Annotated in this window: 14 protein-coding genes; 12 read left to right on the forward strand and 2 right to left on the reverse strand. The window is 45.6% G+C overall.

The features are described from left to right. The first annotated feature begins 3 nt into the window (after window positions 1-3). From qoxB to qoxD, 3 genes are read left to right on the forward strand one after another with little or no spacing between them, the layout of a single operon-like run. On the forward strand, window positions 4-1,950 hold the full coding sequence (qoxB, locus tag RKD52_RS01175) for a cytochrome aa3 quinol oxidase subunit I (protein ID WP_454098338.1): 1,947 nt from the start codon (window positions 4-6) through the stop codon (window positions 1,948-1,950). 14 nt (window positions 1,951-1,964) lie between these two features. Next, window positions 1,965-2,603 carry a cytochrome aa3 quinol oxidase subunit III gene (qoxC, locus tag RKD52_RS01180; RefSeq protein WP_320155429.1) on the forward strand — a complete coding sequence of 213 codons (639 nt, stop codon included), beginning with the start codon at window positions 1,965-1,967 and terminating at the stop codon, window positions 2,601-2,603. Then, window positions 2,596-2,907 carry a cytochrome aa3 quinol oxidase subunit IV gene (gene qoxD, locus RKD52_RS01185; RefSeq protein ID WP_320155349.1) on the forward strand — a complete coding sequence of 104 codons (312 nt, stop codon included), beginning with the start codon at window positions 2,596-2,598 and terminating at the stop codon, window positions 2,905-2,907. Before qoxC ends, qoxD begins: the two co-directional genes overlap by 8 nt. A gap of 40 nt (window positions 2,908-2,947) precedes the next feature. On the opposite strand, the gene RKD52_RS01190 is transcribed toward qoxD, so the two are convergent. Further along, window positions 2,948-3,232, reverse strand: a complete 285-nt coding sequence (locus RKD52_RS01190; protein WP_029283175.1) for a spore morphogenesis/germination protein YwcE — start codon at window positions 3,230-3,232, stop codon at window positions 2,948-2,950. A 326-nt stretch (window positions 3,233-3,558) separates the two neighbouring features. Here RKD52_RS01190 and RKD52_RS01195 point away from each other — a divergent pair, with 326 nt between their 5' ends. Beyond that, window positions 3,559-4,506: an ATP-grasp domain-containing protein gene (locus RKD52_RS01195; RefSeq protein ID WP_454098339.1), complete on the forward strand. Its 948-nt coding sequence runs from the start codon at window positions 3,559-3,561 to the stop codon at window positions 4,504-4,506. A gap of 61 nt (window positions 4,507-4,567) precedes the next feature. On the opposite strand, the gene RKD52_RS01200 is transcribed toward RKD52_RS01195, so the two are convergent. Then, window positions 4,568-5,842 carry a YjiH family protein gene (locus tag RKD52_RS01200; protein ID WP_369735138.1) on the reverse strand — a complete coding sequence of 425 codons (1,275 nt, stop codon included), beginning with the start codon at window positions 5,840-5,842 and terminating at the stop codon, window positions 4,568-4,570. Between the two features lie 270 nt (window positions 5,843-6,112). On the opposite strand from RKD52_RS01200, the gene nfsA reads away from it, so the two are divergent. From nfsA to RKD52_RS01240, 8 genes are all read left to right on the forward strand, one after another. Further along, window positions 6,113-6,862 (forward strand): oxygen-insensitive NADPH nitroreductase, encoded by a 750-nt coding sequence (nfsA, locus tag RKD52_RS01205; RefSeq protein WP_454098340.1) that lies wholly within the window; start codon window positions 6,113-6,115, stop codon window positions 6,860-6,862. 47 nt (window positions 6,863-6,909) lie between these two features. Further along, window positions 6,910-7,572 carry a type 1 glutamine amidotransferase domain-containing protein gene (locus RKD52_RS01210; RefSeq protein WP_454098341.1) on the forward strand — a complete coding sequence of 221 codons (663 nt, stop codon included), beginning with the start codon at window positions 6,910-6,912 and terminating at the stop codon, window positions 7,570-7,572. Between the two features lie 206 nt (window positions 7,573-7,778). After that, window positions 7,779-9,389, forward strand: coding sequence for a gamma-glutamyltransferase (gene ggt / locus RKD52_RS01215; protein ID WP_454098342.1), 1,611 nt, complete (start codon window positions 7,779-7,781; stop codon window positions 9,387-9,389). Between the two features lie 14 nt (window positions 9,390-9,403). Next, a complete protein-coding gene (locus tag RKD52_RS01220) occupies window positions 9,404-9,967 on the forward strand; it encodes a chromate transporter (protein WP_454101114.1) in 564 nt (187 codons plus the stop codon). Next, window positions 9,964-10,494, forward strand: a complete 531-nt coding sequence (locus tag RKD52_RS01225) for a chromate transporter (protein WP_369735007.1) — start codon at window positions 9,964-9,966, stop codon at window positions 10,492-10,494. The genes RKD52_RS01220 and RKD52_RS01225 overlap by 4 nt, the downstream gene beginning before the upstream one ends. 363 nt (window positions 10,495-10,857) lie before the next feature. Beyond that, window positions 10,858-11,679: a PRD domain-containing protein gene (locus RKD52_RS01230; protein WP_454098343.1), complete on the forward strand. Its 822-nt coding sequence runs from the start codon at window positions 10,858-10,860 to the stop codon at window positions 11,677-11,679. Between the two features lie 186 nt (window positions 11,680-11,865). Then, window positions 11,866-13,245 (forward strand): sucrose-specific PTS transporter subunit IIBC, encoded by a 1,380-nt coding sequence (locus RKD52_RS01235; RefSeq protein WP_454098344.1) that lies wholly within the window; start codon window positions 11,866-11,868, stop codon window positions 13,243-13,245. 99 nt (window positions 13,246-13,344) lie between these two features. Further along, a complete protein-coding gene (locus tag RKD52_RS01240; protein ID WP_454098345.1) occupies window positions 13,345-14,295 on the forward strand; it encodes an aminoimidazole riboside kinase in 951 nt (316 codons plus the stop codon). Window positions 14,296-14,297 lie beyond the last annotated feature (2 nt).

A 14,297-nucleotide genomic window follows, 5' to 3' on the forward strand; every position in this document is an offset into this window, starting at 1 on the left:
ACTATGAAATGGGATGAATTTATTGTTATGGGCGATCCGCTGATACTCGGCGCCCAAATCTCAATACTGCTTACATCCATCGCCGTTGTGGCAGGCCTTACCTATTTTAAAAAGTGGAAATGGCTCTGGACAGACTGGATTACGACTGTCGACCATAAGAAGCTTGGAATCATGTATATCATTGCTGCCATTCTTATGCTGTTCCGCGGGGGAGTAGATGCGCTCTTAATGCGCGCCCAGCTGACATTGCCAGATTCAGAGTTTCTGAATTCGCAGCATTACAATGAAATTTTCACGACTCACGGAACGATCATGATTATCTTCATGGCGATGCCGTTTTTGATTGGTCTAATGAACGTTGTTGTTCCTCTGCAAATTGGAGCGCGCGACGTTGCATATCCGTACCTTAACTCATTAAGTTTCTGGACATTCTTTGTCGGTGCGATGCTGTTTAACATTTCGTTTGTTATCGGCGGATCACCTGATGCAGGCTGGACGAGCTACACGCCTCTCGCAGGCAACGAGGCAAGTCCCGGACCTGGACAGAACTACTACCTTCTTGGCCTGCAGGTTGCCGGTATCGGTACCCTCCTGACAGGTATTAACTTCATGGTCACGATCTTAAAGATGCGTGCGCCTGGTATGACGCTAATGCGCATGCCAATGTTTACTTGGACATCTCTAATCACTTGTTTGATTATCGTGTTCGCTTTCCCTGTACTGACAGTTGCGCTTGCGCTCATGTCATTTGACAGGCTGTTCGGAACAGCTTTCTTCACCCTTGAGAACGGCGGTATGCCGATGTTATGGGCGAACTTGTTCTGGATTTGGGGTCATCCTGAGGTTTACATCGTTATCTTGCCTGCGTTCGGGATTTTCTCAGAAATCATCTCAACGTTTGCACGAAAAACATTGTTCGGCTATAAAGCGATGGTTGTTTCCATCGTTGCAATTTCTGGCCTAAGTTTCGTCGTTTGGGTTCACCATTTCTTCACGATGGGTTCAGGAGCACTTGTTAACTCGTTCTTCTCCATCACAACAATGGCGATCGCCATACCGACGGGTGTTAAAATATTCAACTGGCTCTTCACGCTTTACAAAGGAAGAATCAGATTTACTGTACCAATGCTCTGGTCACTTGCGTTTATTCCAAACTTCGTCATCGGCGGTGTAACAGGAGTTATGCTTGCGATGGCAGCAGCAGACTATCAGTACCACAATACGTACTTCCTGATTGCTCACTTCCATTACGTATTGATTGCCGGAACCGTCTTCGCATGTTTCGCAGGTCTGATTTTCTGGTATCCGAAGATGTTCGGACACAAACTGAACGAAAAAATCGGGAAAGTCAGCTTCTGGCTGTTCACGATTGGTTTTAACATCTGTTTCTTCCCAATGTACTTCCTTGGGCTTGCAGGTATGCCACGCCGTATTTCGACGTATGGCGCTGCAGACGGATGGACGGGGCTTAACGTGGTAGCATCCATCGGTGCAATCGGAATGGCACTTGGATTCGTTGTTCTCGTATACAACATCTACTACAGCTTCCGCTACTCTCCTCGCGAGCAAACTGGAGATGCATGGGACGGCCGTACGCTTGAATGGTCTACAACAACAATGATTCCGCCTCACTACAACTTCGCGGTTACACCTGAGGTAAAGGGTCTTGATGCATTCTGGCAAATGAAAATGGAAGAAAAAGAAACAGGCAAGAAAAAAGAAGTGGAATACAAGCCGATTCACATGCCTAACTACTCAGGCAGACCGTTCATCATGTCCGTGTTCTTCGGAATCAGCGGTTTCGCTCTTGTATTTGAATGGTGGATTCCTGCCATTGCCGGTTTAATCGGAATCTTTGCCTGCATGATCCTCCGTTCGTTCGAAGAAGATCATGGCTACTATGTAAGTGTTGAAGAAATTAAAGAAACAGAACAAAAAATATCTGTGTAAAGGAGGCGTGAATGATGGAACATGCACATCATCATGAAGAACATGATCCGAGTGTGCCTCTTGAATATCAATCTGAAATAGGCCGATTGAATATTCTTGGCTTCTGGATCTTCCTTGGTGCTGAAATTGCCCTGTTTGCAACGCTATTTGCGACTTACTTCGTTCTTGCGCCGATGACAGCAGACGGCCCGCTGCCGACTGATCTGTTTAAGATTGAAGGCGTCTTGATCATGACGTTTCTGTTGCTTACGAGCAGTTTCACATGTGGCCTTGCAATTCACGAATTGCGCCGCCACAACCAAAAAGGCGTCATCATGTGGACAATCATCACATTGGCCCTTGGACTGGGATTTGTCGGTTACGAAATATATGAGTTTGTAGAGTATGTTCACCATGGTGCTACATTGCAGTCAAGTGCAATGTGGTCAGCATTCTTTGTTCTTGCAGGAACCCATGGACTTCACGTCACCATCGGGATATTCTGGATCAGTTTCATCTTAATGCAAGTAAAGAAAAGAGGATTAACTCCTCAAACATCAGCTAAGCTGTTCATCTCAAGTCTTTACTGGCATTTCCTTGATGTTGTCTGGATTTTCATCTTTTCGGGAGTATACCTGCTCCTTATGATGGGAGGATTAAGTCCGCATGGCTAATAATCAGCAAAACACAGCAGGAGATCACAACCACTTTCCGTGGAGTCACGTGATAGGGTTTATCTCCTCGATTGTACTGACAATCGTCGCACTTTGGATTGGTTTATATACTGATTTTTCATTATCAATTAAAATAGCCGTTGTTTTCACTCTGGCATTCCTTCAAGCTGGCATTCAGCTCTTCATGTTCATGCACATGACGGAATCAGAAAGCGGAAACGTACAGGTTGTCAATACAGCATTCGCGATCTTTGTTGCCGTTGTAACAGTTCTTGGATCTGTATGGGTCATGAACGATCACTAATAAACAGAAAAAATCCCGGACTTTGGTGTCCGGGATTTTTTTATTTGATGATATCCAAATTGCTTTTAGGATCAGCTTTGCGTTTTAAGATCGGCTTCGCGTAAATCAGATAGGCTGCAACATGGGCGAACACCAGGTTAACAAGGAATAGTGACCCCCCGATAATGTGCAGCGGCATGGCAAGCTCCATTGTGGCAAACATTCCGAAGTACACCCACAGCATTAAGATGAACGGTATATGAAGGAGCGCCAGGCTTTTTCGCTGATCCCACAAGAAGAGCGGCGTAGCACTTACAATGAGCAAATAGACGAAGAATACATCCATGTTTAACAACTCCCGTTTAAAATTATTGTCAACGCTTACATAAATAAAAATGTGACAAACAAGAAAATATTTTGTGAACGTTTTGTTACAATTAGTATATCACATCAGGGTTAAAATTCCAGTGTTTCTAACTATTTCTTTTAATTAAATTTTCAAAAAATAAAACATCATACATTCTCTTATTCTTATTCTATTTTTAACTGCCCGCATAAGAACACATTCTTTGTCCATGCCACTAACTGACAGAACCTTATAAATTGACAGATAATTGATGGGTATAGTAGGATTAGGCTAATTTATGTACAACAGGATGGGGGATATATGAAATGAGCAAAGTGTATATTATTCATGAAAATAAAGAGTGGACAGACCATCTGACGAAAAGACTGGACGAACTGAATGTTCCATATGAGGAATGGCATCTCGATCAGGGGCTTGTGAATCTGTCTGAAGCACCGCCTGAGGGAATCTTCTATAATCGCATGAGCGCTTCTTCACATACGAGAGGCCACCGGTATGCACCGGAACTTGCAGCGTCTGTGCTGTACTGGCTTGAACGCCATAACCGCAAAGTCTATAACGGCAGCAGGGCTATTCAGCTTGAAGTGAGCAAGGTTGCTCAGTATATGACCTTAAATGAGCACGGCATTCAAACTCCGAAAACAACAGCTGCTGTTGGAAAAGAGGCTGTATTAAACGCAGCAGCCCAATTTGAAGGAAAACCTTTCATTACAAAGCATAACCGTGCAGGAAAAGGACTTGGTGTTCAGCTTTTCCATTCCATTGAAGGACTGAAGCAGTATGTGGAAGGTCCGGATTTTGAGGAGCCGGTAGACGGCATTACTCTTATACAGGAATACATTCAGGCGCCTGAGCCGTATATCACGCGCTGCGAATTTGTAAACGGCAAATTCCTGTATGCTGTGCGTGTAGACACGTCAGAAGGATTTGAGCTTTGCCCGGCTGACGCCTGCCAGATAGGCGATCTTTTCTGCCCGGTTGGAGAGGAAGCTCCTGTGAAACCAAAGTTTCAGATTGTTGATGACGTGAATGAAGAAATCATTTCAAGATATGAAACGATGCTGAAAGCAAATGACGTTAAAGTGGCAGGTATTGAATTCATCCGCGATGCAAACGGCGAGATTTACACATATGATATCAATACCAACACAAATTACAATGGAGACGCTGAGGCAGCTGCTGGCAAATACGGCATGCTTGAAATTGCGAAGGTGCTGAAAGCAGAGCTTGAGAAAATGGCGCTGACTGTATAAGAATATAGACTGATAAACAGCAAAAGACCGTCTGGGGAAGCCAGACGGTCTTTTAACGATTTTAAAACAATATATGAGCAATACCGACAATCACCGGCAGTGTAATCAGTGTACGGAGCAGGAAGATAATCACGAGATCTTTAAAGGAAACCGGGATTTTAGATCCTAACAGCAGTCCGCCCACTTCAGACATATAGATAAGCTGTGTGACAGATACACAGGCGATAATGAACCGGGTCATCTCACTTGTAATATCAGCAGCGAGAACAGTTGGAAGGAACATGTCGGCAAATCCGACAACAAGTGTTTTTGATGCTTCCTGTGCTTCTGGTATCTGCATCAGTTCAAGCAGCGGAATAAACGGCATGCCAAGCCAGTCAAAAACAGGCGTGAATTCAGCAACGACCAGCGCAATGGTTCCAAGAGCCATAACAATCGGGGCTACACCCATCCACATATCAAGAATGTTTTTCGCGCCGTCCTGGAAAAAGGCTGCTGTGCTTTTATTTTCCTCTGCTTTTTTAAGCGCCTGTTTATACCCCCAGCTGAATGGCGTATAGCCCTCAGGCACTGCTTCTGAAATTTGTTCCTCTTGTCCGTTGTAATACGTATCTGCTTTTACAGAAAGCGGAGGTATTCTCGGAAGTACAAGAGCTGCAATGATTCCTGCAAATGTGACTGTCAGATAAAAAGGCACAAACATATGACCCAGGTTAACCTGAGAAATCACGACAAGGCTGAATGTAATGGAAACCACAGAAAAGCTTGTTCCGATTATGGCAGCTTCCCTCTTCGTATAAAAGCCCTCTTCATACTGTTTGCTTGTCAGCAGCACGCCGATGGTTCCGTCTCCGAGCCAGGAAGCGACACAATCGACAGAAGATCTGCCGGGAAGTTTAAAAACAGGTCTCATAAATTTAGCAAGCAGTGAACCGAAAAGTTCAAGCAGTCCGAAGTTTAAAAGCAGAGGCAGAAGCAGCCCTGCAAAAAAGAAAACGGAAAACAAAATCGGAAGCAGATCATTAAGCAGAAGTCCTCCGGTGTTTTCAGACCAGATCCATTCCGGTCCTGCTTTAAAAAGCGTAAGCACGGCGAAAATGGCGCCAAGTACACGTGCAATTACCCAGATAACCGGAACATCAAACAAGGTTGTAAAGAACGGGCTCTTTGCAACGAAGTCCGGTTTCATCCATTTGGCTGCAAGTGTCCCGATAAGTGTCAGGATAATGATAACAGTCATGACCGCCGGAAGCGACGGGCCAAGAGCCTTCTGCAGCATTCCGGAGAAGATGGCGATTGGAATGGTCACTTCGCCTTTATAGCTGATCGGAACCATAAATAAAAGAATTCCCAGCAGGGAAGGGAAAATAAATTTTAGTTTGTTTTTCGTCTGTGAAGTCAATTCAGATGCTCCTTACGTAAAAGTACATATTTATGTAACCTGTGTTATTTTAATGCAAACAGGGAGAAAAGCCAATGCCTTTAAGCAAATTTCCTGTATTTTCTCCTTTTTTTACCCTGTAAAAGTGTTCCCTAAGCCTAGTATCTGCAAAAAAGGTGAAACTTAGGTAAGATAAGAAAAACGAACAAAAAGGAGAGGGATCCTATGAACCAGACCATTGAAACCATGCTGTCACACAGGTCAATCAGAAAATTCGAAGACAGGGCGCTGAGTACTGAACAAATCCTGACGATCGTCGAAAGCGCCCAGGCTGCATCCACATCAAGCTTCATACAGGCTTATTCTATTATTGGAGTCAAGAATCCGGAAATGAAGAAGAGGCTTGCGGAGCTTGCCGGCAATCAGCCGTATGTGGAAGAGAACGGTCACTTCTTTGTTTTTTGCGCGGATTTGCACCGGCATGATGTGCTTGCGGAAATGGAAGGTGTCAGTCTTGACGAATCGCTAGAAAGCACGGAAAAGTTCATGGTCGCCGTCATTGATGCAGCTCTTGCTGCCCAAAATGCCGTCATTGCTGCTGAGTCCATGGGGCTTGGAGCCGTCTACATCGGAGGCTTGAGAAACAGCCTTAAAGAAGTGTCAGAGCTCCTCAAAACCCCTGAAAGAGTGCTGCCGCTATTTGGACTCGCTGTCGGATATCCGGCTCAAAACCCGGATAAAAAACCGAGAATTCACTTTGAGCATGTTTATCACGAAGATGTGTATGAAACGGATGAGGCTGTCTATAAAAAACAGCTCGAAGATTATAACAAGCTTATCTCGGAGTATTACCACGAGCGGACTTCGGGCAAGCGCAGCGATACATGGACAGGTCAAATGGCCTCCATGCTTTCAAAACCGACGAGAATGTACATGAAAGAGTTTACGGAAACAAAAGGGTTTAATAAAAGATAAGCCGGGAAAACTTACTGCGAATGACATTTTTAAAAGGAGCGGTAAACATGGCAAAAAAAATTCTTACAGTCGTGACAACAGCAGATAAAATAACCGATGAGCATAAAACAGGACTTTGGCTTTCTGAATTTGCAGAGCCGTATGAAGAGTTCACTTCAAACGGATATGAAGTGACAGCGGCGAGTCCGAAAGGCGGGAATGTTCCGCTGGATCCAAACAGTTTAGAAGGCGTTGAAGAAAATCAGTGGCAGGAAGCAAGACGTGTTCTGCAGCAAACGGTTCATCTTGATGAAGTAAACGGTGAAGAGTATGACGGAATTTTCCTTCCAGGCGGCCACGGGACGATGTTTGATTTTCCGGACAACAAAAAACTTCAGGAGCTCCTGGTGCATTTCGCCGAGAGCGATAAAGTCATCGGTGCAGTATGCCACGGACCAGCCGGACTTGTGGGTCCCGTTCTTTCAAACGGAAAGCCTTTAGTAGAAGGAAAGCGCCTGACAGGATTTACTGACGAAGAAGAAGTAGATACAAAGCTCGATCAGTATATGCCGTTTTTGCTTGAATCAAAATTAGTCGATCTTGGAGCCGAATTTATCAGAGCCCCTAAATTCACAGACCATACAGAAGTAGACGGCAAGCTTGTGACCGGACAAAATCCGCAGTCAAGCGTAAACACAGCGAAAGAATTTGTAAAAGTTTTATCGAAATAACCGGATCCGGCAGATTTCTGCCGGATTTTTCTGTAATAAAAAGAATCATTTTGCTGAAGATTGTTTCACGTGAAACGCAGAAAATGAAACTTAAAATCGATTTATAGCGGATGATACTGAAAGGCTTAATAGATTGAATATTTAACGTTTTCAGATATACTTTAGAGAAACGACATAATATGCGTTGTCAAATAAGGAGGTTACTTATGAAGTTTGATTATCTGTACCATCCATACCCGTCTGAAAGGCAAACGGTCTTTTCAAAAAAAGGCATGGTTGCCACTTCGCAGCCTCTGGCTGCACAGGCAGGGCTCGATATATTGAAAAAAGGAGGGAATGCCATTGACGCGGCTATTGCGACAGCGGCAGCACTTACTGTCCTTGAACCGACCTCAAACGGGATTGGCGGAGATGCATTCGCTCTCGTATGGACGAATGGCAGTCTGTACGGATTAAACGCAAGCGGTCCTGCGCCGTCTTCTCTGTCCATCGAAGCCGTTAAAGCAAAAGGGCATACTGAAATGCCTGTCTATGGAGTGACCCCGATCACCGTTCCCGGTGCGCCGTCTGCCTGGGCGAAGCTGTCAAAGAGATTCGGGAGACTGCCCCTGCAGGAAGTGCTGGCCCCTGCAATCAGCTATGCCGAAGAAGGATATCCGCTCACGCCAATCCTCGGGAAATACTGGTCACTGGCGTATGATAAATTTAAGCGTACTCTTTCCGGTCCTGAATTTGAAGCGTGGTTCGAGACGTTTGCACCTGATCACCGTGCTCCGAAAATCGGAGAAGTATGGCGCTCGCCTGGACATGCTGCCACCCTTAAGGAAATAGCCGAAACAGAAGGAGAAAGTTTTTACCGGGGAAACCTGGCGGAAAAAATCAGTTCATTTATTCAGGAACAGGGCGGCTACTTGTCGAAAAAGGATCTCGCTTCCTATGAAGCTGAGTGGGTGGACCCGATTTCCGTCCGCTACAAGGGCTATGATGTCTGGGAAATCCCGCCTAATGGACAGGGTCTGGTCGCATTGCTTGGTTTAAATATTGTAAAAGGGTTTGATATCCGTGAAAAAGACAGTCTGGAAACCTATCATAAACAAATAGAAGCCATGAAGCTTGCATTTACAGATGGAAAAGCATACATAACAGACCCGAAAGAGATGAAAATCACCACAGAAGAACTGCTGAGTGATGCTTACGGAGAGCAGCGCCGCGCAGAGATCAAAGAGCATGCTGTGGAGCCTTCCGCCTATGAACCTGCTAAAGGCGGAACAGTCTATTTAGCCACTGCAGACGGGGAAGGAAACATGGTTTCGTTTATTCAGAGCAATTATATGGGGTTTGGTTCAGGTGTGGTCATTCCGGGTACCGGCATTTCCATGCAGAACCGCGGGCATGATTTTTCCCTTGATGAAACGCACCCTAATGCCCTGAAGCCCGGCAAAAAGACGTATCATACGATTATTCCGGGATTTTTGACGAAAGGGAATGAGGCGGTTGGGCCCTTTGGTGTTATGGGGGGCTATATGCAGCCGCAGGGGCATATGCAGGTTGTCATGAATACTATTGACTTTGGTCTTCATCCGCAGGCTGCACTCGATGCACCGCGCTGGCAGTGGATGGAGGGAAAAAAGGTGCTTGTAGAGCCGCATTTTCCTTCCCATCTTGCGCAGGCTCTCACGAGAAAAGGCCACCAGATTCAGGTTGCTGTTGATAAGGGAGCTTTTGGGCGCGGACAGATCATTTGGAGAGATCCTGAAACGGGTGTGCTGTCCGGCGGAACAGAATCCAGAGCAGACGGGGTCGTTGCATCGTGGTAAAAGAGACACCGCTGATCGTGCAGCGGAATTTGTTTATCGCCTTCTTCAGGTCCGGCATGCTCGGATTTGGCGGCGGACCATCCACAATTCCGCTTGTCCACAAGGAAGTGGTCACGACATTTAAATGGATGGATGACGACGAATTTTCCGATGTTCTGGCCCTCGGAAACACACTTCCCGGGCCGATTGCCACGAAAATGGCCGGTTATATCGGGTACCGTGTCGGAGGGGTGGCCGGCATGCTGAATGCAGTCCTTGCCACGGCCTTGCCGACAGTCGTTCTGATGATTCTGCTTCTTACAACACTGAATGCGTATAAAGATGAAGCGTGGGTCAAAGGAATGTCACAGGCCGTTTTGCCGGTTGTAGCTGTGATGCTGCTGACACTTACATGGGATTTTTCAAAAAAATCCTCCCAGTCATACGGTGTGATTAAGACGGTTCTTTTAATGGGCTCAGCATTGGTTCTGATGGAGGTTTTTCATCTTCACCCGGGCATCTTGATCGGTGTCCTCCTATTGTGGGCTGTTCTATATAAACCCCGGCGAAAATCAGATCAAAAGGGGATGCCATCATGATTTATATTCACATCTTTCTTGCCTTCTTCCTGCCCGGCATCCTCGGATACGGCGGGGGACCGGCTTCCATTCCGTTAATTGAAAAAGAAGTGGTCGACCGCTACGAATGGCAATCGGTGAATGAATTCAGTGAAACACTTGCGATTGGGAATGCGCTGCCTGGTCCCATTGCCACCAAAATGGCCGGCCTGATCGGCTATCAGCAGGGAGGATGGCTTGGAGCCGCAGTCGGGCTTTTTGCCACCATTGCCCCTTCGCTGATTCTCATGCTGGTCCTTTTAAACATCTTGATGAAATACAAGGAATCTCCTCAGGTGAAGCGTCTTTCGGCGGTTGTAAGGCCTGTCATCGCTGTGATGCTCGGTGTGATGACGTATCAGTTTTTGGATAACTCCGCGAAAGGATCAGGCATTTGGCACACGCTTTTCCTGTTTATCATCAGTCTGCTGCTTTTGGAGAAATGGAAGGTGCATCCTGCTTACGTGATTGCGGGTGCACTTGTGTACGGAGGGGTGTTCCTGTCATAGGAGCCCCTTTTTTGTGCCTTTTTGGATTTTGAGAGAAGTGCAAAAAGAGCTCTGATTTGCATCAATTTTAAATCATTCACAATAGCAATTTGGGTTATCAACACCCCTGTGAATAAAGTTCGGGACTCTATATATATAGTGGCGAACAGTTGTACCCACACAAAATGTGGATAGAAATTGTGGATATGTTGATAACTTCTGTTGATAACTTGTGTCGAAGTGTGGAAAATCGTGTGAATATCTTATAATTTGACAAAAAATTTAAAAACGTTTACAAGATATTTACACAGAATGATGAAATTTGAGATTTTTCGTCATTTTTGTCATGATAAAGAGACTATTAGCAGGAGAGGGTCGAGTCACGTGAGAATTTATAAAGTTTTGAACAATAATGCTGCTGTCGTCCGGGACGGGGATCAGGAGAAAATTGTCATGGGACCGGGAATAGCTTTTCAAAAGAAGAAAAATGACATCATCCCAAAAAGCAAAGTGGAGAAGATCTTTGTGATGAAGGAAGAAAATGAAAAGTTCCAGCAGCTGCTGCAGATGGTTCCGGAAGAGCATATAGAGCTTGCCGAAGAAATCATCAGCTACGCAGAAGGCCGATTGATGTCTCCGCTGAGCAATCATATCCACATTGCCTTGACGGACCACTTATCGTTTGCTGTCGAACGGATTCAAAACGGCTACACCATCCACAATAAGCTGCTCAGTGAAATTAAAGTGCTCTATAAAAATGAATTTGAAATCGGACAGTGGGCGATTAAACGGGCAGAAGAAAAGCTTGGAATCTCTCTGCCAGAAGATGAGGCAGGCCACATTGCTCTTCACATTCATACAGCGAAACTCGACGCTGCAGACATGAAAGAGACAATCAGGCACACGGCCATTATCCAGGAATCAATCGATATCATTGAGGGTCACTTCAATGTGAGCTTAAGCAAGGATTCCATATCTTATCAGCGCCTGCTGACTCATTTGAGATTTGCTTTAAACCGTCTTGAGCAGAACGAAGATTTCCACGTGATGGACAGGGAGATGCTGCAGATGATTCAGAAAACCTACAGCTTCGCCTATGCTTGTTCTGAGAAAATAGCGGACTACTTGAAAAAGGAATACGGTATGCAGTTTCCAGAATCTGAAATGGGATATATTACTCTCCATATTCAGAGGCTGAGCGAATAGTTTTTTCTTGACCCAAGCGTCATCATCCCCTACAATGAAAGCGTATTACTCAACTTTATATCCGGGATTGTGACTGGTTATGCAGGCAAGACCTAGAATTTGTAAAGAGATCATTGGAGACACTCTGTCTATGATACCTTTATAAGTTTTAGGTCTTTTTCTATTTAAAAAAAGGAGGAGAAAAGTATGAATTACAAAGATACAGCTGACAAATTGGTTCCGCTGCTTGGCGGGAAAGACAATATTATCAGTGCAACACACTGTGCGACACGTCTTCGGCTTGTCCTGCAGGATGACAGCAAGGCGGATAAAGGGGAAATTGAAGAGCTTGAAGGAGTAAAAGGAGCATTTGCAAGCTCCGGACAGTTTCAGATCATCTTCGGAACAGGCAATGTCAACAAGGTGTATGAACAGCTTCAGCCTCATCTCGGAGTTCAGGAAACAGAGAATGTCTCGCATTCCGATGCTGTTAAACAGAAAATGAATCCTTTTGCCCGGTTTGCCAAAACTCTTTCAAATATCTTCGTGCCGATTATTCCGGCGATTGTCGCAAGCGGTCTGTTAATGGGGCTTCTGGGCATGATGAAAGCGTTCGAATGGGTGAGCGCTGACAGTGCCTTCATTGTGCTTCTTGATATGTTCTCGAGTGCAGCCTTTATTATTCTGCCGATCCTGATCGGCGTAAGTGCTTCAAAAGAGTTTGGGGCAAATCCGTACCTCGGGGCCGTAATCGGAGGAATTTTGACTCACCCCGCACTATTAAATCCGTGGGGTCTTGCAGAAGCTAAACCGGAATACTTGAATTTTGCAGGCATGGACATTGCGATGCTCGGGTATCAGGGGACTGTTATTCCTATCCTGCTCGCTGTTTACGTTATGAGCAAAATTGAAAAAGGACTGCGGAAAGTGGTGCCAAACTCAATTGACCTGCTTGTCACGCCGTTCCTTACCATCATATCGACAGGTTTTATCGCACTGATTGCCATCGGTCCGCTTGGACGCGGTTTGGGATCAGGAATTACAACAGCTCTCACATATGTGTATGATACGGCAGGATTCCTTGCCGGACTGATTTTTGGAGGAACGTATTCTCTAATCGTTCTGACAGGCGTTCATCACAGCTTCCATGCTATAGAAGCAGGTTTGCTTGCTGACATCGGCAAAAACTACCTGCTTCCGATCTGGTCAATGGCGAACGTAGCGCAGGGAGGAGCGGGACTTGCCGTTTTCTTCATGACGAAAAGAGCCAAAACAAAAGAAATTGCGCTTCCAGGTGCCTTTTCTTCCTTCCTTGGCATAACAGAACCTGTTATATTCGGGGTAAACCTCCGCTACCGCAATCCATTCATCGGCGGGATGATCGGAGGAGCTCTTGGCGGTGCTTATGTTGTTTTCACAAATGTGGCAGCGAATGCTTACGGACTCACAGGAATCCCGATGATTGCCATTGTGGCTCCGTTTGGAACGGCTGCCGTAGTGAACTACCTCATCGGTTTTGCCATTGCGGTTGCAGGTGCCTTTATTGCCACGATGCTACTTGGCATAAAAGAGGAAGAGAAGAAGTAGGATTTTTGGTTTAAAAGAAGAATGAGTAAGGTAAAGAAAATCAGGCAGGGTCCGTAACCTTGCCTGTTTTTCCTTTCAAAACAGAAAGGTATGAGTGCGATGAAAAAAGGAATTATCAGTCTTGGAGAAGCGCTGATTGATTTTATACCGGCCGATTCTGAGAACCTTGTGTATCAGAAAAGCCCTGGAGGTGCCCCGGCAAATGTAGCAGTCGGACTTGCAAGACTCGGTGCGCCTTCCTCTTTCCTCGGCAAAGTCGGGGATGATGTGCTTGGAACTTTTTTGAAGGAAACGCTTCGGTCGTATGGCGTGAATACAGACCATATGCTGCTGACAAAAGAAGCAAAGACGGGGGCGGTCTTCATCACTCTCGCAGAAGATGGTGAGCGGTCCTTCGACTTTTACATCGATCCGAGCGCAGACCGTTTTTTGCATGAAGAGAATTTGGATGTGTCCCTGTTTGAAGAAAAGAAAATCCTTCATTACGGATCCATTTCTATGATCAGTGAACCCTCAAAAAGTGCGACAGTTAAGGCGGTCGAACTTGCACGGGAGAACGGAATGATTGTTTCCTACGATCCCAATTTGAGGCTCGGTCTTTGGGAAAACGAAGAGACAGCCAAGGAAACGATTTTATCTATGTTCGACAAGGCCGATCTGATTAAAATTTCAGAGGAAGAACTTGAATTTCTGACAGGAGAATCCGACATTGAAAAGGGTGTGGGCAAACTATCTGTTTATAACATTCCGCTGCTGTTTATCACTATGGGAAGCGAAGGCAGCTATGCATTTACAAAGAATGGGGCTGTCAAAATCGACGCGATGAGGGTGAATGCTGTTGATACGACAGGTGCAGGAGACGCATTCGTATCGGGCATCCTTTATCAGCTGCACGAGCTTGAAACGCATCCGGGTGAGCTGGCTGCGGATGAACTGAAGCGAATCGGCCGATTTGCCAGTGTATCGGGCGGCCTTGCTGCATCTGTAAAAGGGGCTATGACCGCTTTGCCGACTCTTGGCGAAGTGGAAGACATTCTGAAAAAGAGATAAGG

Source organism: Metabacillus sp. SLBN-84 (genome assembly GCF_053629595.1).